Below are 20,959 nucleotides of genomic sequence, written 5' to 3'. Positions count from 1 at the left end.
TGAGGTGCGGTGATCGCCGCACGGATGTCGGGAGATTCCCGCGGATCCCGTACGGATCTGCCGGATCCTCCCGACTTCCGTGCATTCTCCCGACATCCGTGCGGGCTTGAGGCCCGCACGGCGCAGGGTTCAGTCGCTGGAGGACGCGACCGCACGGATCAGCTCCGCGAGGTCGCCGGGACGACTCCACATCGGCCAGTGCCCCGTCGGCAGGTCGACGACGTCGAGGTGGTCGAGCTCCGCGACTTCGGCGAACATGGGATGACCCGCCTGCGCCAATTCCCGCACCTGCGTGCCCGAGATCGAGCAGCACACGAGCGTGGTCGGAATCCTGCGACGCGCATCGTCCACGAGCTCCACGGGCTGCCGCAGCGCGGGGCCGGGCTGCGGCACTGCCCGCTCGCGAAAGCGCTCGAGCACCTCCGTGCTCAGTCCCTCCAGGCTCGCCTGCTGCCCCAGCGCCTCGAACGGCGGCAGAGGAAGCTCGTCCACCTGCTCCGGGAGATCGGGCGCGAACACGCTCCCGGTCGCCACCGGGCCGGAGTCGACCCACACCACCCGGGCGAACAGCTCCGGGTGCCGATCGAGCGCGACGCTGACGGGCGCGTTCGCGCCGCTGTGCGCGACGATGATCGCGGGATGCTGCTCTGAGACACCGAGCCGGGCGAGTTCCCCCAGGATCCCGGCGGCTTGATCGTCGAGCGTCTTCGTCGCACGCTCGGGATCGTTCGCGTCGAGACCCGGCAGCGTCATCGCGACCGCACGAGGGCCCGCGGCGTTCAGGTGTTCGAGGACCTCATCCCACGCCCACGCACCCAACCAGTGGCCGGCGATGAAGAGGATGGTCGGGCTGCTCGTCGTCTGTGTCATACCCCCAGCTTCCTCCGCAGTGCGGGCAGGTGTATGTCACTATTTATGTCATGAATTTTCAGGCAGAATCGTGAAGCGTGCAGAGCGCCTGCATGCGCTGTCCGAGATGCTGCGACGCAGCGGATCGCGGGGCTGCTCGGCCGAGCGTCTGGCGCGGGAGTTCGACGTCTCCGTGCGCACCGTCAAGCGAGACCTGGCGGCGTTGGACCGCAGCGGCGCGCCGCTGTGGTCGCGCCCGGGGCCCGGAGGCGGTTACGGCCTGGCCGTGGGAGCATCGCTGCCGCCGGTGAGCCTGTCTCCCGCGCAGGCCGTGGCCCTCATGGCTGCCGTGTCCGCAGCGCCCGACGCCCCCTACGCCGACCTGGCCGCGGCGGGAGTGCGGAAGATCCTGGATGTCCTCGATCCTCACACGCGCGCCCGAGCCGACGCTCTCGCCCACCGTGTGTGGATCGATGCGCCGCCCTCTTCCTCCCGCGCGATCCGGTCGGCGCTGGAGGAGGCGATGTCGGACCAGCGCGTGGTCCGCCTCCGGTACACGGCCCGAGACGGGAACACGACAACGCGTGATGTCGAGCCCGTGCTGTTCGCCTCCACGAACGGCCAGTGGTACCTGGTCGGGTGGTGCCGTCTGCGTGACGCCATGCGATGGTTCGCCGTGTCGCGCGTCGAGAGGGCCAGCGTCACGAAGGCGGCCTGCAGCGGTCACACCGTCGATGAGGTCGGAGAGCCGCCGGCCAATGCACGGCCGGTGCACGGTCGAGACGGGTGAGGCGCACGAGCGACCGGGCCGGGGAATGCAGAACGCCCCTGCCCGGGAGGACAGGGGCGTTCTCGACGTGCCTTACTTGGCGGCGACGACCTGCAGCGTGATCACTGCGGTGACGTCGTCGTGCAGACGCACGGTCGCCTCGTGCTCACCTGTCACCTTGATGGGCGACGTGATGTGCACCTTGCGCTTGTCGATCGAGCCCAGGCCGGCGGCTGCGACAGCATCCGCGACGTGGTCCGTCTTGACGGAGCCGAAGAGACGACCCTCCTTGCCGGCCTTGACCGTGAGGCGCACCTTGGTGCCCTCGAGAGCGTTCTTCAGCGCGACAGCGTCGTCACGATCGTGGATCGCGCGTGCCTGACGCGCGGCCTGGATCGATGCGACCTGCTTTTCGCCACCGCGGGTCCACGCCGTAGCGAAGCCCTGCGGGATGAGGAAGTTACGGGCGTACCCGTTCTTGACCTCGACAACGTCACCAGCACTACCCAGCCCGGCGACCTCGTTCGTGAGAATCAGCTTTGCCATCTCGATACCCCTTACCGGCCGGCGCCAGCGTAGGGCAGGAGCGCCATTTCGCGCGCGTTCTTGATCGCCGTGGCGATCAGACGCTGCTCCTGCACCGAGACACCGGTGATACGACGGGCACGGATCTTGCCGCGCTCCGAGACGAACTTGCGAAGGGTGGCGACATCCTTGTAATCGATGACACCGACCCGGATGGACTTCGCGGGAGCGGTGGGCTTGCCACCCTTCCGCGGCTTGCGGCGGTCGCCGCTCGACTTTCCAGCCATTGTTTTTCCTTAGTGATGAGCGGATGCCGGCCGTGAAGGCCGGATCCAGAAGTTGTTCAGAACGGGGTGTCGTCGCCGAAGCTGCCGGGAGTGCTCCAGGCATCCGCGCTGGTCGACGAACCGGGCGTGGACCACGGCTCCTCCGACACCTGCTGCTGCGCGGGACGGGACTGTCCACCGCCACCGGCACCGCCGGCACCGCCGGTCGAGGCCGCACGGGTGACCTGCGCGGTCGCGTACCGGAGCGAGGGGCCGATCTCGTCGACCTCCAGCTCGATCGCGGTGCGCTGGTTGCCCTCGCGGTCCTGGTAGGAGCGCTGACGCAGACGGCCCTGCGCGATGACGCGCATGCCCTTCGTCAGCGAACCCGCCACGTGCTCGGCGAACTCGCGCCAGACGGATGCGCGGAGGAACAGCGCGTCGCCGTCCTTCCACTCATTCGCGGCACGGTCGAAGTTCCGAGGCGTCGATGCGATGGTGAAGTTCGCCACCGGCAGCCCGTTCTGCGTGTAGCGCAGCTCGGGGTCGGCCGTGAGGTTTCCCACCACGGTGATGACGGTTTCGCCGGCCATGGGACTTAGGCCTTCGCAGCCTTGGCGGCCTTGCGAGCAGCCTTCTCTTCGGAGCGCTTGGCCTCCGAAGCGACCATCGCCTGAGCCTCTTCCGAGCGGAGGACCTTGGTACGCATGATCTGCTCGTTCAGCTTCAGCTGACGGTCGAGCTCCTGCGTGGCCTCGCTGGTAGCGGTGAAGTTGACGACGGCGTAGATGCCCTCGGTCTTCTTCTGGATCTCGTAAGCCAGACGGCGCTTGCCCCAGATGTCGACCTTGTCAATCGAGCCACCATCGTTGGTGATGACCTTCAGGAACTTGTCGAGCGTCGGGGCGACCGTGCGCTCGTCGATCTCGGGGGTCAGAATGACCATGAGTTCGTACTGGTGCGTCACTTACCCACCTCCTTCGGACTAGAACGGCTCTCGGGACTTTCCCGGGAGCAGGAGGGTGTGTGCACGTGCCGGTCTCTGGAATCCCGAATGGACGCCGCGAGACAGACAACCTTGACAGTCTAGCGGACGCGAGCGCCTACCGCGAACGCCACCGGGAGGGCTTCGCGCCGCGCGCGCCGCAGCGAAACCCGCTTATCCAGGAGTGCCGAAGCCTCGGGCGATCAGGTCGTCCACGACGATGTCCGAGGGCGACACCGGCGGCCGCTGAGGTGGGAACCGGTGGCTCTCCGGGTCGCTCAAGAAGTCGCGAACCGCGTCCAGATCCCACCCAGAAAGCACGACATTGCGTCCGATGCCGTCTTGACGTTCGGTCGCGACACGGTGCACGAGAGTCGGGATGCCGAGCAGGGCCGCTTCCTCCTGCACTCCCCCCGAGTCTGTGATCACGAGTTCCGCACGCTTCAGGAGGATGACGAACTCACTGTGAGATTTCTTCGCCTCGATCACGACGCGGTCCCCCGCTTGCACGGCCGCAAGCACACGCTCCAGAGTCTCGGTGTTGTACGCGTCCACCAGCAGACGGATCGGCACGGGGCTCGAGTCGATGAGGGTGCGGATGGTGTCCTGCACGAGCTGCTCATTGGAGATGAACTCAAAGCGGTGCAGCAGAGCGAGTCCGTACCGCTGACCGGCCTCCACATCGACCTCGTCGTGGTCGAGTACGGCATCGGTGACCGTGTTTCCGTGAGTTTGGATGACGTTCTTGCGACCGCGGAGATTCGCGGTGGCAACATCCGACGGGGCGTAATGCACGCTCGCCATACGCCCGACGATGCGGCGGTCGAGCTCCTCAGGGAACGGGTGGCGCCAGTTGCCCGACCGCAAGCCGGCCTCGACGTGCGCGCTCGGAACCCCCAGCCGCCAGGCGACGAATGCCCCCACAACACTCGTCATCGTGTCTCCGTGCACGACAACGATGGTGTTGGCAGGGAGCGTGCGCTTGAGCTCGGAGCGGTTCTTCAGAATCCATCGGAACGCCTGCCAACCCCAACCGATCACATCGGTGGGGCGGCGAAGCGGCTTGCCACCGTTGCCGTCCGCGATGATCCGGTCTGGCTCGCGCAACCCCAGCTGAGGGAGGATCTTGCGAAGCGCCTCGGTGTGCTGCATGGTGAGCCAGTGCTCATAGCGAATGCCACGGGCATCGAGTCGGCGCATTATCGGGGCGAGCTTGATGGCCTCGGCGGTGGTTCCGTAGATGAAGACGATCATTGTGAGTTGCTGGTTCCTCTTCGAGCGCGGCGGAAGGTGCGGCGGTGGACGACGACGCCGCGGACCAGACCGGCCCAGAAGACGACGCCGAAGGGTATGACGTAGGTCAGATAGGAGAGAATGGCCCGTGCCGGCGCCTTGCGGATCGCCGCCACCGCAGCAGGGGCGAGCAGACCGAGCACGGCCAGGACGACGAGCGCCAAAAGGTACGCCCAGGCTCCGGTCACGAGAGCGACCAGGAGAGCAATCACATAGACGACCGGAATGATACTCAGGCCGAGGAGCAGGATGTTGCGCACGAGGCTCGTTCCGGCATAGCTGTCGACGAACAGCGTTCCGCGAGTGTAGGCGTGCGAGAGAAAAGAGCGCACGTTCACCCGGGGACGGTAGATCGCACCGAAACCAGGGTCGAGGCGCATCGGACGATGCTGGACCACATAACGCAGGAGCTTGGTGTCGTCCGAGACGAGCGCCGCGTTCTCCTTGGGCCATACCGCCTTGCACGCATCGAGAAAGAACTGTCGCCCGATGAGAAGCGACCCGGTTCCCTTCGGGACGCGATCGAAGTTCGCTTCCGTGATCTGCGTGGGCTTCGGATCGGCGAGGTAGCTGCCCCAGAAGATGTGCAGCGGCACTTCCCAGAATCGGCTGACGAGCGGGCCGTCGGGTGCGGTCGGCACGTGCCCGTTCCACACCTGACCCTCGGGCAGGGTCGGGTCGACGCGCTCCAAGTACTCAAAGGCGTCCGGCTGCATGAGCATCCGGTCACCCATGATGAGGACCCGCTCTCCCGTGGCCGCCTCCGCGGCGGCATGGAACGCAAGGAAGCGGCCAGAGTTCTGCTGCGAGATTACGCGCATGGGGATGGCGCAGGCGGCTTTGTATTCGGCGAGCATCTGAGCCGTGTCATCGGTCGATCCGTCGTCGACCACAACCAACTCGACCGGCCACGAGGTCCGAAGCGCTGCGTGGACGATGGAATCGAGCGCCGTCGCGAGCCAGGGCGCGGCGTTGTACGACGCGAGGATCACCGAGACCGCCGCCGTTCGACCTGTGAGCATCTCACCGTCCGTCACGGCTGATCCCCTCCCCTATCGTTCGCCAGACATTCGAACAATTCTCTCACGTCACGGCCTCCGCAGCAGACCGCCGGGATCCCCTCGCCGCGACGCGCAGGCCTCAGTACATGACCGGCGGAATCTCCGCCCACAGCGTGCGGTCGTCGACCGAGGGAGCGACCGGGATGCGCCCGGATCCGTCCGGCTCAGGGATCGCGGCCAGGAGCGCCTGCGTATAGGGATGCCCGGGTGCCGCCCAGAGCTGGTCCGTCGGACCCGACTCGAGCACGCGCCCGCCGAACATCACGAACGTGCGGTCGGCGATGCGCCGCACCACGGCGAGGTCGTGGGAGATGAACAGCATTCCCGCCCCCGACTCCGCCACCAGGTCGCGCATGAGTCCGGCGACGCTCGTCTGGGTAGAGGCGTCGAGCGCCGAGATCGGTTCATCGGCGACGAGGAGCGACGGCCGCGCGGCCAGGGCCCTGGCGATCGCGATGCGCTGCTTCTGCCCGCCCGAGAACTGGTGCGGGAAGCGCGTGCTCACATTCGTCGGCAATCCGACGCGTTCGAGCCATTCGTCCACGGTCGATCCCTCGGCACCGCGCGCACGGGCGGTGGCGATGCCATCAGCGATCTGGTCGCCGACGCGACGTCGCGGGTTGAGCGACGTCGCCGGGTCCTGGAACACCATCTGGATGCCGGTGAGGGCGATCGAGCGACGCCGGATGCCGAGCGGCGACACCGGGGCGCCGCGGAAGAGCACGGACCCCGCGGCGATCTTCTCGATGCCGACCACGGCACGGGCGAGGCTCGACTTGCCGCTGCCGGACTCACCGACCAGCGCGACGGTCTCCCCCGCGGCGACGCTGATCGACACACCGTTCACGGCGATCACCGGCGGGTTGCCCGGGTAGCGCACGACCACGTCGCGCGCGTCGAGGACTGCGACCTCACTCATCTGCGGCCTGCCCTTCCGGTGCCTCGTCGATGCGCGAACCCGGGAGGGCCGCGAGCAGCATGCGCGTGTATTCGTGCTGAGGATCGCGGAACAGCGTCTCGCGGTCGGCGAGCTCCACGATGCGGCCGTCCTTCATGACCGCCACACGGTCGGCGATCGCACTCATCACGCCGAGGTCGTGGGTCACGAGGAGCACGGCGAGGTTGCGTTCGATCGCGAGGTCGCGCAGCAGCTTCAGGATGCCGGCCTGCACCGTGACGTCGAGAGCGGTGGTGGGCTCATCCGCCAGCAGCACCTCGGGGTCGCAGGCCAGAGCGCACGCGATCGCGATGCGCTGACGCTGCCCGCCCGAGAACTGGTGCGGGTAGCGCCCCAGGGCCGCGGCCGGGTTCGGCACCTGCACGGTCTCGAGCAGCTCGACAGCCCGCGCTCGGGCGGCGGCGCCCTTGAGACCGAGGTGCACCCGCATGTGGTCGGTGAGCTGGCGGCCGACGGGCAGCTGCGGGTGCAGCGAGGCCGACGGATCCTGGAACACCATCGCGATCCGCTTGCCGCGCACCCTGTTGAGCGCGCGCCGGTTGAGTCCCAGGAGCTCTTCGCCGCCGAGCAGGATCGATCCCCCGGTACGGGCCTGACGCGGCAGCAGTCCCAGAACGGCGAGCGAGGTGAGGGTCTTGCCGGACCCGGATTCTCCGGCCAGACCGTGGATGCGACCCGCCTCGAGTTCGAGGGAGACACCCTTGACGAGCGGACGCCCGATGTCGACCGTCAGGTCGCGGATGCTGAGCGTCGCGGCCTGCTGCGCGACAGCGCTGTGGGCACTCATGCGGCCACCCCCGCCGACGCCTTGTGCTCTGCAGCCTTCTCGTGCGTGATCTCGGCTGTCGGGTCGAGCACGTCGCGCATCGCATCTCCGAGGAAGTTGAACGCCAGCACCACGGTCAGGATCGCGAGACCCGGGAAGACCCCGAGCCACCAGGCGTCGAAGTTCTGCATCGCACCCGAGATCATCGACCCCCACTCGGCCGTCGGCGGTTGCGCACCGAGACCGAGGAAGGAGAGTCCGGAGAGCAGGAGGATCGCCGCGCCGATGTCGAGCGTCGCCAGCACCAGGACGGGGCCGGCGATGTTCGGGAGGATGTCGACGAACAGCGTGCGTGCCGGCGAGTGCCCGAGCAGTCGTCCCGCGATCACGTAGTTCTGGCCGCGGAGCCCCAGCACGATGCTGCGCGTGACACGGGAGTACTGCGGCCACGACACCACGATCGCCGCGATCACCGCGTTGAACAGCGACGGGCCGAGCGAGGCCGTGACCACCATCGCGAGGATCACGGTCGGGAAGGCCATGAACAGGTCGGTGATGCGCATGAGCGTCTCGTCGACCCAGCCGCCGAAGTACCCGGCGAGCGCTCCGATGAGCGTGCCGATGATCATGGCCGCGATCACGAGCATGAGGGCGAGCGGCAGGCTCACGGTGGCGCCGGTCATCAGGCGGGAGAAGATGTCGCGTCCGTTGCCGTCGGTCCCGAGGAGCGTGTCGACCCCCGGGGGCTGCAGGCGCGGCAGCACCTGCGCGTTCGGCGGGTACGGGACCCACCACTGGGCGGTGAAGGCCACGATGATCCAGGCTCCGGCGATGACGGTGCCGATGATCCCCAGCGGCGTGCGCCAGGCGCGGGGCCAGCGGAAGCGGAAGCGCCCGGCCGGGGAGGCGGCGGCGATGCGGCTCATGCGATCCTCACTCTCGGGTCGAGCACGCCGTACAGCAGGTCGACGATGAAGTTGATGAGGAGGTAGATGACGCCGACCACGAGACCGACGCCCATGATGCCCGGCAGGTCGAGGTTCGCGGCGGAGTTGTAGGCGTAGGTGCCCAGGCCCGGCCAGGCGAACACCGACTCGACGAGCACCGTGCCCGACAGCAGAGCGCCGAACGCGACACCCACCACCGTGAGGATCGGCAGCGACGCTCCCCGCAGCACGTAGTCGAGGATCACCCGCATGGCCGGGAGCCCCTTGGCTCTGGCGGCGCGCACGTAATCGCTCCCGAGGACCTCGAGCACCGAGGTGCGGATGAAACGGGTGAGCAGACCGATGGTCACGAGCGAGAGCACCATGACGGGAAGCGCGAGGTGGGCGAGGGCGTCGAAGAAGCCGACGGCGTCGCCGCCCAGGAGGTAGTCGACCGTGTAGAGCCCCGTCACGCGCGGCGGTGGCGTGATCGACGGGGAGATGCGGCCGGATCCCGGTGCGATGCGCAGCTCGAGGAAGAAGACGTAGAAGCTGACGAGTGCCAGCCAGAAGGTCGGCACGCTGAGCCCGACCAGCGTCACGACGCGGATGACCTGGTCGGTGACGAGTCCGCGACGGTAGGCGGCGAGCGTACCGAGCACGATGCTGACCGCGAGGCTGACGATGATCGCCCCGATCGCGATCTCGATGGTCGCCGGCACCGCGGTGGCGAGGTCGCTGGTGACCGGGCGTCCGGTCACCAGCGACGTGCCGAGGTCCCCGCGCAGCAGGTTCCCCATATAGATGAAGTACTGCACGAACAGTGGCTGGTCGAGACCGTGCTCCTTGATGAACGCGTCACGCGTCGCGGGGTTCTGCGACGCACCCTCACCGAGCGCGGCCGAGACCGGGTCTCCCGGCACCAGGTTGGTGAGCGCGAACGTGACGATCGTCACGCCCACCAACAGGAGCAGGGAGGTGCCGGCCCGCCGCAGCAGGTATCCGAGCAGAGGCGATCGGCGCCGCTGCGCCTGCCTCTGCACCGCCACTGTCGTCATGAGATGTCCGTTCAGCCGGCCGGCGTGATCTCGGCGATGTCCATCTCCCAGACGGAGTTGTACACCGCACCCTTCACGCTGTCCGCGGAGGAGATGTTGCGACCGGGGACGATCAGCGGCACGAACGGGCCCTCGGCCTGCATCGCCTCGGCGAATTCGGTGAAGGCTGCCGTGCGCTGGTCGGGGTCGGTCGCGGCGGCGGCACCGGCGGCGATACCGGCGATCTCCGGGTTGGCCTCGGCTGCCCAGCCGGCGCGGAGGCCGACCTTCAGACCCGGGGCGAAGGGCAGGAAGTTCGCGGAGTCGGCGTAGTCCGGGCCCCAGAACCACAGGCCGAAGCCCTCGGCGCCGTTGACGTAGGCGTCGAGCTCGGTCGCGAAGGGCGCGGGGGCGAGGTCGACCGTGATGCCGGCGTCTTCGAGCTGTGCCTGCACGCGCTCGGCGAGCGGGGTGAACTCCACGCCGCCGACCGGGTAGTCGTTCGGGAACTGCAGCTTGAGGGTCTGGCCCGTGTAGCCGGCCTCGGCGAGCGCGGCCTTCGCCTTGTCGAGGTCCTGCTCCACGCCGCCGTCGAGGGCGCCCTCGAATCCGGGAGGGATCACGCCGGTCGCCTGCACGGAACCGGCACCGGCCAGCTCCAGCAGTGCGTCGTAGTCGAGGGCGTAGCGGATCGCCTCGGCGATCTTGACGTTCGCCAGGTCACCGGCGACGGCCTCGGACTGGTTGAGCAGCAGGAAGATGGTCTGGCCGGAGGGGACGGAGTCGACCGTGATGCCGTCGCCGAGACCGGCGACCTGGTCGCCGTTCAGGTCCATCGCGACCATCGAGTCGCCGCCCTTGAGGTTGGCGAGCTGGGTGGCGCTCTCCGAGACGTTGCGCACGACCACGCGCTTGTAGTCGGATGCCTCGTCGCCGTTGTACTCGTCGTTCTTGGTCAGCACGACCTGCGAGCTGAGGTCGAGCGTGCCGAGCACGAAGGGGCCGGAGCCCGCGGAGGCGCCGTCGAGGAACTTCTGCGCCGAGTCGGTGCCGTCGGTCGCGCCGCCGTTCTCGATGACGACGTCGGAGTTGACGATGCCGAGCGCCGGGTTCGCGAGGATCGCGGGCAGCTGCAGCAGCGGGGTCTCGGACGTGAACTCGATCGTCTTGTCGTCGACCTCGGTGATGGTGAGACCGCCGAGCAGGAAGTTGGGCTTGGCGTCTTCCATGCCCTGGATGCGCTGCAGCGAGAACACGACGTCCTTCGCCTCGATAGGCGAGCCGTCGGAGAAGACGCGGTCGCCGTCGAGCGTGAAGGTGAACTCGGTCGCCTCGTCGTTCTGCTCCCACGATGCGAGGCCGGGGACGGGGGTGGAGACGTCGGAGCCCTCGAAGTCGACGAGGGTCTCGTACAGGGCCTTCGCGATCATGTTGCCGGTCGGGTCGTAGGTGTGTCCCGGGTCGGTGGTCTCGATCGAGAACGCGGTGTCGATGACGAGGGAGTCGGATCCGGACTGCCCGCCGCCGGTCGCCGAGTTCCCTCCAGAGCAACCTGCGAGCGCGAGGAGCGCTGTGGCTCCGAGCGCGATGACCGGCGTGATACGGCGTGACGACATGAGGGCCTCCAGAGGCGAGGAGTACATTCGGGTGAGCCGCCACCGATGTGGACGACCGTGGATCAGATTCGCATCATATGCGACGATGTGTCCAGCAAGAGTGGGTCACCTCGACACGCTCTGTCCAGAACCTCGGATGTGAGGAACAATATGTCCAGCAAGAATGCGGAAGATTCGAAGCATTCTGGACGAAGTGCCGCCCCATTGGACGAGACGGCGTACAGAATCCTCGAAGTCCTGCGTGATAACGGTCGTGTCTCGATCGCGGCTCTCGCCGACAAGGTGGGGATCTCACGCGCGAACGCCTACACGCGCGTCGAGTCGCTCGTGCACGACGGCATCATCACGGGCTTCAGCGCCCGCGTGGATCAGGCGAAGGCGGGGCTCTCCATCGGCGCCCTCGTCTTCGTCACCGTGATGCCGCAGGCCTGGGCGTCGTTCCGGGAGCGGGTGCTGGAGATGCCCGATGTGGAGTGGTGCGCGATCACCACAGGCGAGCACGACGCGATGCTGCTGATCCGCGCCGTCGATGTCAGCGGCGTGCACGAGTTCTCCACCGGAGTGATCGCTCAGCTTCCCGAGGTGCGCACGGTGGTCAGCGTGGTGGTGCTCGACGAGGTGATCCGCCGCCCCTACCTGCTGCCGGGGGACCTGCCGGAACGAAGCAGCGTCACCGCACCGCTCGGGATGACACGGTGGACGCCGGCCTCGCCCGGTCGCGACGCGCTGCCGCCGCGCTGAGGCGCAGGCCTCAGGCGGTGATCTCCTCGCACACGCTCAGCTGCGGGAGTCCGTGCATCTCGTAGTGCTCGACCAGGCGGATGCCGCCCTCGTCGGTACGCTCCAGCTCGCTCTCGCCGTCGCCGGTCACGACCGTGCCGTCGGCCTTGAGCACGTGCACGAAAGACACCCAGATCGTGTCACCCGTGCGGGTGCCGACGAACTTGCCGAAGGTGACCGTGTCACCCTCGTACCCGCCCCAGATCGCGCCGTCGCGCTCGAAATACTCGAAGATGCTCGGGGATTCCGGGTCGACCGCAGAGGTCGTGGACGACACCATGCGGAATCGGCGGCCGTCGAGGGAGGGAAGGGTTGCAGTCGCAGTCACATCCTCGATTATGGGGGATCCCGTCACGAGCCGTCCGCGCCGTCGCGCCCCCGCCATTCGTCTTCGAGGAGCGCGTAGACGAGCAACGTCGTCCATTCGCCCTTGAACCATTCGCTCTCCACCAGACGGGCCTCGCGGCGGAAGCCGAGCCTTTCCACGACCCCGGCCGATGCCGTGTTGCGCTCGTCGATGCGCGCCACGATGCGGTGCAGGCCCACGCCGTCGAAGCCCAGCGCGAGGAGCGCGTCGACCGCCTCGGTCGCATAGCCACGGCCGCCGGCGCGCGGGTCGAAGATGTACCCGACCTCGCCGGATCGGTCGCTCTCGCTGCGCCAGAACAGCACCACGTCGCCGAGGAGTGCGCCGGATGAACGCTCCTCGACGGCGAGGGAGACCGCGTCGCCCTCCTTCGCGAAGCGCGTGTTCGACCAGGTGGTGGCGATGCGCTGTTCGACCTCCGCGAGCTCCAGTGGCGCGTAGGGCACGTACCGTACGGCATCAGGGTCGGACTTGTAGACGTGCATCGGTGCGGCATCGGCGGGCGCGATCGGGCGCAGGAGCAGGCGCTCCGTGATGATCGGGTACTCGGGGTCGTGCCCCGACTCCCCCGTCACTCGAGGTCCAGGGAGAGCAGGCCACGCAGATGCGCCGTACGTGCGCGCACAGCGAGGAGGAGATCGCCGTAGTCGGGCGTGATGCCGACGCGGGAGGAGGCCAGCAGGTGCGCCGTGGTCTTGCCGGCAGCGCGGTCGAAGCGGAGTCGCTTGACCGGGTACGCGGGCGGGGTCAACCAGATGCGGGCCAGCTGCGCGTAGGGCGTGTCGACACCGTCGATGCGGATGCCCTGGGAGTCGACCGACACCTGAGCGGGGATCGATCGCACCAGGCGCCGACGCTGCACGGCGCCGATCCCGAAGCCGATGGCAGCGACCGCGGCGAACGGCGCGAGCAGGATGAGTGCCGAGAGCTCGCTGTCGACGAAACCGGGCACCGCCACGAGCAGCCCCACGCCGATCGCGATGACGAGGAATACGACGGCGGCGACCGTGAGCCGCGTGGCCAGGCGCCGCTCCCCCGTGGCGTCGATCGTGAACTGCGTCGGCAGCTGGGCTCCGGCGCGCGCGGCCGCGACAGGGTCGTCGAACACCGGCAGCGCGATCGGGTTCAGCGTCGCCATGAGCTCGTTGAACAGGGGTCGCGAGTACCCGGGCAGCTCGATCGTGATCTCGCGGTCGCCGGTATGCACGATCAGGGCGCGCGTGGTGCCGCTCGGGAGTCCGTTCGTGCGGTGCTCGGTGATCTTCGAGCGGAAGGCGGTCGTGGCGCGCAGGAACGTCTCGCGGTTGCCGGCCTTGCCGATCTCGACCGCATCGGGGCGTACGACGATCCGGATGTTGCGGAACCAGAAGAAGCCGGCGAACACCGCCACGGTCAGCGCGATCGCGACGACGAGCACCAGCACGCCGCGGGTCGAGATGTCCATCGTGCGCGGCAGGAACTTCGGGAGCACGAAGAGCGTCACCGCCGACAGCACCGCGGAGAGCACGATCGCGCCGACGGCCGAACGGAGCGGGTTCCTGCGGAAGACCCGCTCGCCGGACACGGCTTCGGCCTGATTCAGCATTCGAACTCTCCCCCATGACAGTCGGCTCGCGTGACGCGATTCCCACCGTAGTGCCCGCCCGGGGAGCACCGAGGAGAATCGGCTCAGCCGAGGGGGGATGCGTTCTCCCTCAACGACACGCCGCGGAATCGGCTGGCCGTCCAGACCAGGACGCCGGCGATCAGCACGGCGACGAGCAGCCCGAGCACGTGGAGCATCAACGAACCGAGCCCGCGTTCGGGGAGCAGGAAGCCGTAGGGCACCCAGCCGTCGGTGACTCCGCGCCACAGCACCACGCCCAGCCAGATCAGGGGGTAGGGCACGAGCATCCAGAGTCGGGACCACGGCAGCCGGGGGCGATCGCCGATGAGCAGCCAGTCGAGCGCCACGAGCACGGGGAAGACGACGTGCAGCAGCACGCTCACCCAGGGCGGCGCCGAACCCGTGCCGGGGACGAGCACGTTGTAGATCACGCCGACCACGAGCAGGTAGGCGGTCACGATGCCGCGCAGCAACGCGAACCACGAGGGAACCGATCGGCCGGTCGTCACGAGTGCACCGCTGCCGATCAGGACGAGCGCCGCGATGAGACTGGTCTGGTTCGTGAAGTACCCGAAGTAGTCGAACGGGCTCGCGTCCCCCACGGCGATGCGCAGAGCGTAGGCGTAGAGGAGGACCGCGATGACCGAGGCGCCGACCACGATGCGGCCGATTCCCCACGCGCGGCGGGCCTGCGGCGCGACGGTCTCGGTCTCGGTCTCGGTCTCCACGACGTCAGCCTAGGGCGGCTCTGTGCGCACCCGGTGTCCGCCGACCGCACGAACAGCGCAGTGCCCGGTAGCGTGGTCGCATGGAGTGGACGCCCGATCCCTCGGCGGGGGCATGGCTGCGTGAGCGGCTCGACGCCGGCAACGAGACCATGCATGTGGTGGTGCCCCGCGGCTTTCCCGCGTATGCGCGCATCTTCCATCCGGCCAAAGTTCGCTCATCGCCGGATCGGGCGATTCCGACGGCGGACGAGTGGGTGCGGATGCCCGAGTCCGCGCAGCACGCGCTCATGGCCGGATTCGTCGACGAGCCGGTGTCGTGGGCGCAGACGGCGGCGGCGTTCGGCACCGTCCTCCACCCGCTCGCGCAGTGGAACCGGCTCGTGCGCACCGCGTCCGACGGCGACTGGCGCACGCGGATCGCCCCCGACGGTCGCGAGTTCACCGCGCCGATGGAGGGCGAGCTGGAACCTGCCCACCTGGCGAACATCGTCACCCACCTCGTCGAGCACACGCAGACACCGGACGCCGGTTTCGCCGCGCTCTGGGAGGGGCGAGGCGATCTGCTGGGCTTTGTCGGCATCACCCCATCGCGCTCGTTCCCGACATTCTCGGACGATCCGAACCATCAGGCGATGCTCGACCGCAGCGCGCGCGATCCGTTCAACAACGTCTTCCGCAAGCCCACCTGGCAGGAGGGCATCCTCTCGAAGGAGATCTCGGAGGGGCCGAGGTTCGAGCTGCCAGGACGAGGACACGTGCTGTTCTCGGCTGCCCCGCGTGCGTTCGCCGATCCGGAGTGGGTGCTGCACGTGCCTTGGCGCGATCTCCCCGCCGAGGAGCGCGGATTCCCGCCGGCGGCACAGAGCCCGAGCCTCCTCTGGCCGGAGGATCACGCCTGGGTGCTGGTGAGCGAGGTCGACTTCGACTCCACGATCGTGGCCGGTTCGCCCGCACTGATCGAGGCGCTGTGCGCGGACGAGCACCTGGAAGCCCTCCCGCTCCCGGAGGGCGCCGACCTCACGTGGGACGCCGATGCGGTGAACAGGTGACGTCCCCGCCGATGACCTTCGACGCCCGACCCCTCACCGATCCGGTCGACGCGAGCGCGGTGCGCGCCTTCGCCGCGGAGCTCCGTTCCCGGCCGACGGGTGGCACCGGGGCATCCACGATCATCGGCGTCGTGGCGGTCGCGATCGTCGCCGTGGTGATGCTGCCTGTCCTCATCAGCGTGGTCCTGAGCCTGGCATCCTTCGGCGGCTCCCCCGCGTCCGCAGCGATCCCCCTCGTGCTGATCGCGCTTCTGCTGGCCGCCGCGGGCGTGATGATCTGGCTGGGCGTGCGCAATGCCCAGACGACGCGGTACCGCCTTCATCGGTTCGCACAGACGAACGGCATGACCTACGAGCCCAAGGTCGTCGACCCGCCGCTGCCCGGCATGATCTTCCACCTCGGGCGCGGACGGCAGTCCACCGATCTGATCCGCGGTACCAGGCCACGCTTCGTCGAATTCGGCAACTACCAGTACACGGTGCAGTCGGGAAAGAACTCCACGACCTACCGCTGGGGCTACGTGGCCGTGAAGCTCGATGCACCGCTGCCGAACATCGTCCTCGACGCCAAGGGCAACAACGGGTTCGGCTCGAACCTGCCGGCATCGTTCCAGCGAAGCCAGCGGCTGTCGCTCGAGGGCGACTTCGACCAGCACTTCACGCTCTACTGCCCCGAGGGCTACGAACGCGACGCGCTCTATCTCTTCACGCCCGACATCATGGCGCGGTTCATCGACAACGCGGCCGAGCTCGACGTGGAGATCGTCGACGACTGGCTCTTCCTCTACACGCAGCGGAAGGTGTCGACCCTCGATCCCGACACCTGGGCGTGGCTGTTCGGCACCGTCGGCGCCCTGCTGACGAAGTTCGAGCAGTGGGCGCGGTGGCGCGATGAGCGGCTCGTCGCCGAGACGAGAGCGGGGGCATCGGCCCCGACGTCGAGTCCGTCGCTGCCGTTCGCGCCGCCTGCAGGCCTGCTCACCCCGCCGCCCGGAGTCGCCCCTCAAGGGCGGCGACTCAAACGCGGCGGCACATGGATACCCATCGTCATCGCGCTCATGATCGCCGGGTTCTGGATCGTGAGCAGATTCAACTGAGCCGATGCGACCGCGCGGAGTGGCGGAGGGGCCGAGTGTGGGGGTGGGTGCCGGCTGGGGACCGAACTCCCACCCCATCCCCCCTCGGGATCGAAAAGAGATCCACTCTCCCTCCGCATGACGGCTGAGCCGCCCCGCCCACGGTCAGCTGGGGACTGACACTGCTGGGCGTATGGGGAAATGGTATACCGGGCGAGGTTGCAACCCCTTGCATCCATTCGCACGAATGCGCTTCTGCCGACCGGTCAGCGCGCCGACCATCCGCCGTCGATCGTGTAGCTCGCCCCGGTCACCATCCCCGCAGTATCGCCCGCGAGCCACAGCGCGAGGGAGGCGACCTCGCTCGGCTCGACGAGCCGCTTGATGGCCGACTCGGTCAGCATCACGTTCGCGAGGACGTCCTCCTCGGGGATGCCGTGCACCCGGGCCTGATCGGCGATCTGCTTCTCGACGAGCGGCGTGCGCACGTACCCGGGATCGATGCAGTTGCTCGTCACCCCGCGCGGTCCACCCTCCAGCGCCGTCACCTTCGACAGCCCCTCCAGACCGTGCTTCGCCGCGACGTACGCCGACTTGTAGGCCGAGGTGCGCAGGCCGTGCACGCTCGAGATGTTGATCACCCGCCCGAAGCCCCGGTCGTACATTCCCGGGAGTGCGGCGCGGATGAGCAGGAACGGCGCTTCGAGCATGAGGCGCAGGATGAACGAGAACCGCTCCGGTGCGAAGTCCTCGATCGGACTCACGTGCTGCACTCCGGCGTTGTTGACGAGGATGTCGACGTCGATGCGGGCATCGGCGAGCGCACCGAGGTCGGACAGGTCGACGCACCACGCCTGCCCGCCGATCTCCGTGGCGAGAGCCTCCGCGGCCTCACGATCGACATCGGCGACCGTGACCCGGGCGCCCGCCGAAGCGAACTCCCGGGCACACGCGGCGCCGATCCCGCTCGCACCGCCCGTGACGAGCGCCGTGCGTCCTCGCAGATCGGTCATGTCGTGCTCCTTCGGTGTGTCAGGCCGCGGCCGTGCGGGCGGCATCGGCGTCGTCGATCGCCTGCAGCGAGCTGCCCTTCGTCTCGCGCAGCGAGACCACGGCGACGGCCGTCACGAGTCAGCGCGTGGCGATCGCCATCGCCCTCGCGGCCCGCCCGCAGCTGCTCATCGCCGACGAGCCGACGACCGCGCTCGACGTGACCGTGCAGGACGGCGTGCTCGCACTGCTGGAACGCCTGGTCGACGAACGCGGCATGGCGCTGCTGTTCATCAGCCATGACCTGGCCGTGGTCTCGCGCATGGTGGATCGCATCGTCGTGCTGCGCGACGGGCTCGTCGTCGAGGCGGGGTCGGTGGCGCAGGTTCTGCAGGAGCCGGCCGAGCCGTACACGCGGATGCTGGTCGACAGCGCCCGTGCGCTCGATGCGTTCCTCGACGCCGGGGAGGTCGGACGATGACGCTGCTCGAGCTGCGCGGGGCCGGTTTCGCCTATGGATCGCGCCGCGTTCTCGACGACGTGACGCTGCGCATCGATGAGGGCGACTCGTTGGGCCTCGTCGGTGAATCGGGGGCGGGCAAGTCCACGATCCTGCGGCTGATGCTCGGGCTCACCGCCCCGCGCGACGGACAGGTGCTGTTCGAGGGCGCCCCGCTCGCTCTGCGCGATCGCGCACAGATGCGTCGGTTCCGCGCGAGCGTGCAGCCGGTGTTCCAGGACCCGTACTCGTCTCTCGACCCTCGCCAACGCATCGACCGGATCGTCGGCGAACCGCTCCGTTCGCTGGGTCTGGCATCCGGCGCCGATGCGCAGCGCCGCATCGCGGAAGCCCTCGACTCGGTCGGGCTCCCCGCCGACACCGCGCGCCGGTACCCGCACGAGTTCTCCGGTGGGCAGCGCCAGCGCATCGCGATCGCGCGCGCCGTGGTCTCGCGCCCCCGGGTGCTGCTGGCCGACGAGCCGGTCAGCGCACTCGACGTGACGACGCGCGTGCAGGTGCTCGAGCTGCTCGACCGGCTGCGCCGCGAGAACGGCCTGGCGCTCGTGATGGTGTCGCACGACCTGACCGCGATCGCCTCGGCCTGCGACCGCACGCTCGTACTGAAGAACGGCCGCGTCGTCGAGCAGGGCGCGACATCGGCCGTGCTGCACGCCCCGCAGGACCCCTACACGCGGGCGCTCGTCGACGCTGTTCCGCGGCTGCCGCGCTGAGTACCGCTCGAGTCACGCCGAGGGCGACGCCAGCCCGAAGTACTCAAGCTCCGCGTCGTTCAGCATCCGCGAGCGGATCAAGAATCGCATCCCTGTCGGCCCCTCGACGCTGAATCCCGCACCGCGCCCCGGCACGACGTCGATGGTCAGGTGCGTGTACTTCCAGTACTCGAACTGCGACTGCGACATGAAGACCTCGACGGACTGCGCCAGGCCCACGTCGAGCGCCCCGAGCAGCACGTCGCCCGGCCCCGTGATGAACATCCCGATCGGATAGCACATGGGCGATGAGCCGTCGCAGCAGCCGCCGGACTGGTGGAACATGAGCGGCCCGTGCTGGGCGGTCAGCTCGCGTATGAGCGAGGCCGCAGCCTCCGTCACGTCCACGCGCTGGTAGGTGCCGATGCTGACCATGACTGCCGCCTTCCGCGGAGGGAGCCGGGCGGACGCTGAGGGAGCAGCGCCCGCCCGGGGATCGAACTCAGAAGAAGCCCATCGGGCCCTCTGCATACGAGACGAGGAGGTTCTTCGTCTGCTGGTAGTGGTCGAGCATCATCTTGTGATTTTCGCGACCGATGCCCGACTGCTTGTACCCGCCGAACGCTGCATGCGCCGGGTACTGGTGGTACGTGTTGGTCCACACACGCCCGGCCTCGATCGCCCGACCCGCCCGGTAGGCGGTGTCACCGCTGCGGCTCCAGACGCCGGCGCCGAGACCGTAGAGCGTGTCGTTGGCGATCGAGATCGCGTCGTCGAATCCGTCGAACGAGGTGACCGAGAGCACGGGCCCGAAGATCTCCTCCTGGAAGATGCGCATGTCGTTCGTGCCCTCGAACACGGTCGGGGCGACGTAGAAGCCCCCGCTCAGATCCCCGCCGAGGTCGACCCGCTCGCCACCGGTCAGCAGGCGCGCGCCGCCTTGCTTGCCGATGTCGATGTAGCTGAGGATCTTCTCCAGCTGGTCGTTCGATGCCTGCGCGCCGATCATCGTCGCGGGGTCGAGCGGGTTGCCTTGCACGACCTTCTTCACGCGCTCGAGTCCGTCCGCGAGGAACCCGTCGTAGATCGAGCGCTGGATGAGCGCCCGCGAGGGGCAGGTGCACACCTCGCCCTGATTCAGCGCGAACATCGTGAAGCCCTCGAGCGCCTTGTCGTAGAACGGGTCGCTGGTCGAGCGGGCGACGTCTTCGAAGAACACGTTCGGGCTCTTGCCTCCGAGCTCCAGCGTGACCGGGATCAGGTTCTGCGAGGCGTACTGCATGATCAGACGACCGGTCGTGGTCTCACCCGTGAAGGCGACCTTGCGGATGCGCTTGTGCTGCGCGAGCGGGGCGCCCGCCTCGATCCCGAACCCGTTCACGATGTTGACGACACCCGCCGGCAGCAGGTCGCCGATGATGTCGAACAGGAACAGGAGGGATGCCGGGGTCTGCTCGGCCGGCTTGATGACGACGCAGTTGCCTGCGGCGAGCGCGGGCGCCAGCTTCCAGACCGCCATCAGGATCGGGAAGTTCCAGGGGATGATCTGCCCGACCACACCGAGCGGTTCGTGGAAGTGGTACGCGACCGTGTTCTCGTCGAGCTGGCTGATGCCGCCCTCCTGCGCCCGGAGCACGCCGGCGAAGTAGCGGAAGTGGTCGACGGCGAGGGGGATGTCGGCGGCCAGCGTCTCGCGAACCGGCTTGCCGTTCTCCCATGTCTCGGCGACGGCGATCTCCTCGAGGTGCTGCTCGATCCGGTCCGCGATCCTGTTGAGGATCACCGAGCGCTCGGCCGGGCTCGTCTTGCCCCAACCCGCGAACGCCTGCCACGCGACCTCGACGGCCCGATCGATGTCTTCGCTGGTGCCGCGGCCGACCTCGGTGAACGCCTTGCCGTTGACGGGGCTGACGTTCTCGAAGTACTGGCCCTTGACGGGTTCGACGAACTCGCCGCCGATGTAGTGGCCGTAGCGCGGCCGGTAGTTCGCGAGGGCGCCCGGCTGGCCCGGGGCCGCGTAGGCGAGGGACACGTCTTCTTCGACGATGCTCATGGGAGTCTCCTTCGACGGGGCCGCGCATCGGTGCAGCGGCTGTCCTT

At 68.4% G+C, this 20,959-nt stretch carries 25 protein-coding genes; 6 read left to right on the top strand and 19 right to left on the bottom strand.

Translation table 11 applies throughout. The annotated features are described in order from the left end of the window. Positions 1-129: 129 nt before the first annotated feature. Positions 130-870, bottom strand: coding sequence for an alpha/beta fold hydrolase (locus tag KY497_RS03585; protein WP_219869838.1), 741 nt, complete (start codon positions 868-870; stop codon positions 130-132). A 70-nt stretch (positions 871-940) separates the two neighbouring features. On the opposite strand from KY497_RS03585, the gene KY497_RS03580 reads away from it, so the two are divergent. Then, positions 941-1,639, top strand: a complete 699-nt coding sequence (locus KY497_RS03580) for a YafY family protein (protein ID WP_219869837.1) — start codon at positions 941-943, stop codon at positions 1,637-1,639. A 72-nt stretch (positions 1,640-1,711) separates the two neighbouring features. On the opposite strand, the gene rplI is transcribed toward KY497_RS03580, so the two are convergent. The 11 genes from rplI to KY497_RS03525 all read right to left on the bottom strand — a co-directional run bounded on the left by rplI (position 1,712) and on the right by KY497_RS03525 (position 11,051). After that, on the bottom strand, positions 1,712-2,164 hold the full coding sequence (gene rplI / locus KY497_RS03575) for a 50S ribosomal protein L9 (protein ID WP_017829849.1): 453 nt from the start codon (positions 2,162-2,164) through the stop codon (positions 1,712-1,714). Positions 2,165-2,175: 11 nt separating this feature from the next. After that, positions 2,176-2,430 (bottom strand): 30S ribosomal protein S18, encoded by a 255-nt coding sequence (rpsR, locus tag KY497_RS03570; RefSeq protein WP_017829850.1) that lies wholly within the window; start codon positions 2,428-2,430, stop codon positions 2,176-2,178. 56 nt (positions 2,431-2,486) lie between these two features. After that, complete coding sequence (locus tag KY497_RS03565) at positions 2,487-3,002, bottom strand: single-stranded DNA-binding protein (protein ID WP_021201451.1); 516 nt, start codon at positions 3,000-3,002, stop codon at positions 2,487-2,489. A gap of 5 nt (positions 3,003-3,007) precedes the next feature. After that, positions 3,008-3,376 carry a 30S ribosomal protein S6 gene (gene rpsF / locus KY497_RS03560; protein WP_017829852.1) on the bottom strand — a complete coding sequence of 123 codons (369 nt, stop codon included), beginning with the start codon at positions 3,374-3,376 and terminating at the stop codon, positions 3,008-3,010. A gap of 192 nt (positions 3,377-3,568) precedes the next feature. After that, positions 3,569-4,648: a UDP-N-acetylglucosamine 2-epimerase gene (locus KY497_RS03555; protein ID WP_141385651.1), complete on the bottom strand. Its 1,080-nt coding sequence runs from the start codon at positions 4,646-4,648 to the stop codon at positions 3,569-3,571. Then, positions 4,645-5,679, bottom strand: a complete 1,035-nt coding sequence (locus KY497_RS03550) for a glycosyltransferase family A protein (RefSeq protein WP_258185846.1) — start codon at positions 5,677-5,679, stop codon at positions 4,645-4,647. Before KY497_RS03550 ends, KY497_RS03555 begins: the two co-directional genes overlap by 4 nt. A 148-nt stretch (positions 5,680-5,827) precedes the next feature. Next, positions 5,828-6,667 (bottom strand): ABC transporter ATP-binding protein, encoded by an 840-nt coding sequence (locus tag KY497_RS03545; protein ID WP_219869836.1) that lies wholly within the window; start codon positions 6,665-6,667, stop codon positions 5,828-5,830. Continuing rightward, positions 6,660-7,493: an ABC transporter ATP-binding protein gene (locus KY497_RS03540; protein WP_055875337.1), complete on the bottom strand. Its 834-nt coding sequence runs from the start codon at positions 7,491-7,493 to the stop codon at positions 6,660-6,662. Before KY497_RS03540 ends, KY497_RS03545 begins: the two co-directional genes overlap by 8 nt. Next, the gene (locus KY497_RS03535) at positions 7,490-8,398 is read right to left on the bottom strand and encodes an ABC transporter permease (RefSeq protein ID WP_219869835.1); all 909 of its coding nucleotides are present in this window, start codon (positions 8,396-8,398) and stop codon (positions 7,490-7,492) included. The genes KY497_RS03540 and KY497_RS03535 overlap by 4 nt, the downstream gene beginning before the upstream one ends. Further along, positions 8,395-9,456 (bottom strand): ABC transporter permease, encoded by a 1,062-nt coding sequence (locus KY497_RS03530; RefSeq protein ID WP_055871404.1) that lies wholly within the window; start codon positions 9,454-9,456, stop codon positions 8,395-8,397. Before KY497_RS03530 ends, KY497_RS03535 begins: the two co-directional genes overlap by 4 nt. A gap of 11 nt (positions 9,457-9,467) precedes the next feature. After that, positions 9,468-11,051 (bottom strand): ABC transporter substrate-binding protein, encoded by a 1,584-nt coding sequence (locus KY497_RS03525; RefSeq protein WP_219869834.1) that lies wholly within the window; start codon positions 11,049-11,051, stop codon positions 9,468-9,470. Positions 11,052-11,255: 204 nt separating this feature from the next. On the opposite strand from KY497_RS03525, the gene KY497_RS03520 reads away from it, so the two are divergent. Next, complete coding sequence (locus KY497_RS03520; protein WP_055875346.1) at positions 11,256-11,792, top strand: Lrp/AsnC family transcriptional regulator; 537 nt, start codon at positions 11,256-11,258, stop codon at positions 11,790-11,792. A gap of 10 nt (positions 11,793-11,802) precedes the next feature. Here KY497_RS03520 and KY497_RS03515 read toward each other — a convergent pair whose 3' ends face one another. From KY497_RS03515 to KY497_RS03500, 4 genes are all read right to left on the bottom strand, one after another. Next, the gene (locus KY497_RS03515) at positions 11,803-12,159 is read right to left on the bottom strand and encodes a hypothetical protein (protein ID WP_258185845.1); all 357 of its coding nucleotides are present in this window, start codon (positions 12,157-12,159) and stop codon (positions 11,803-11,805) included. A 23-nt stretch (positions 12,160-12,182) separates the two neighbouring features. Continuing rightward, positions 12,183-12,773, bottom strand: coding sequence for a GNAT family N-acetyltransferase (locus KY497_RS03510; RefSeq protein ID WP_127483278.1), 591 nt, complete (start codon positions 12,771-12,773; stop codon positions 12,183-12,185). Beyond that, a complete protein-coding gene (locus tag KY497_RS03505; RefSeq protein WP_219869833.1) occupies positions 12,770-13,783 on the bottom strand; it encodes a hypothetical protein in 1,014 nt (337 codons plus the stop codon). Before KY497_RS03505 ends, KY497_RS03510 begins: the two co-directional genes overlap by 4 nt. Positions 13,784-13,866: 83 nt before the next feature. After that, positions 13,867-14,532 (bottom strand): Pr6Pr family membrane protein, encoded by a 666-nt coding sequence (locus tag KY497_RS03500; RefSeq protein ID WP_219869832.1) that lies wholly within the window; start codon positions 14,530-14,532, stop codon positions 13,867-13,869. Between the two features lie 80 nt (positions 14,533-14,612). Between KY497_RS03500 and KY497_RS03495 the strand changes: the two genes are divergently transcribed. Together KY497_RS03495 and KY497_RS03490 are read left to right on the top strand one after the other, a co-directional pair. Beyond that, entirely contained in the window at positions 14,613-15,581 is a 969-nt protein-coding gene (locus tag KY497_RS03495) for a hypothetical protein (protein WP_219869831.1), read from the top strand. Beyond that, positions 15,578-16,678, top strand: coding sequence for a DUF3137 domain-containing protein (locus KY497_RS03490; protein ID WP_258185844.1), 1,101 nt, complete (start codon positions 15,578-15,580; stop codon positions 16,676-16,678). Before KY497_RS03495 ends, KY497_RS03490 begins: the two co-directional genes overlap by 4 nt. Positions 16,679-16,923: 245 nt before the next feature. On the opposite strand, the gene KY497_RS03485 is transcribed toward KY497_RS03490, so the two are convergent. Further along, a complete protein-coding gene (locus KY497_RS03485) occupies positions 16,924-17,670 on the bottom strand; it encodes a 3-hydroxybutyrate dehydrogenase (protein ID WP_219869830.1) in 747 nt (248 codons plus the stop codon). A gap of 125 nt (positions 17,671-17,795) precedes the next feature. Between KY497_RS03485 and KY497_RS03480 the strand changes: the two genes are divergently transcribed. After that, positions 17,796-18,128 (top strand): hypothetical protein, encoded by a 333-nt coding sequence (locus KY497_RS03480; RefSeq protein ID WP_308813128.1) that lies wholly within the window; start codon positions 17,796-17,798, stop codon positions 18,126-18,128. Next, the gene (locus KY497_RS03475; RefSeq protein WP_219869829.1) at positions 18,125-18,880 is read left to right on the top strand and encodes an ABC transporter ATP-binding protein; all 756 of its coding nucleotides are present in this window, start codon (positions 18,125-18,127) and stop codon (positions 18,878-18,880) included. Before KY497_RS03480 ends, KY497_RS03475 begins: the two co-directional genes overlap by 4 nt. A 12-nt stretch (positions 18,881-18,892) precedes the next feature. Here the strand turns inward: KY497_RS03475 and KY497_RS03470 are convergent, their stop codons facing one another. Then, positions 18,893-19,294, bottom strand: coding sequence for a DUF779 domain-containing protein (locus tag KY497_RS03470; protein ID WP_055875388.1), 402 nt, complete (start codon positions 19,292-19,294; stop codon positions 18,893-18,895). Between the two features lie 67 nt (positions 19,295-19,361). Beyond that, positions 19,362-20,912, bottom strand: coding sequence for an aldehyde dehydrogenase family protein (locus KY497_RS03465; RefSeq protein ID WP_218682893.1), 1,551 nt, complete (start codon positions 20,910-20,912; stop codon positions 19,362-19,364). Between the last annotated feature and the right edge of the window lie 47 nt (positions 20,913-20,959).

The sequence above is a fragment of the Microbacterium sp. PAMC22086 genome, assembly GCF_019443525.1.
Lineage (GTDB): Bacteria > Actinomycetota > Actinomycetes > Actinomycetales > Microbacteriaceae > Microbacterium > Microbacterium maritypicum.
This window is presented reverse-complemented; position numbering and strand designations above follow the sequence as displayed.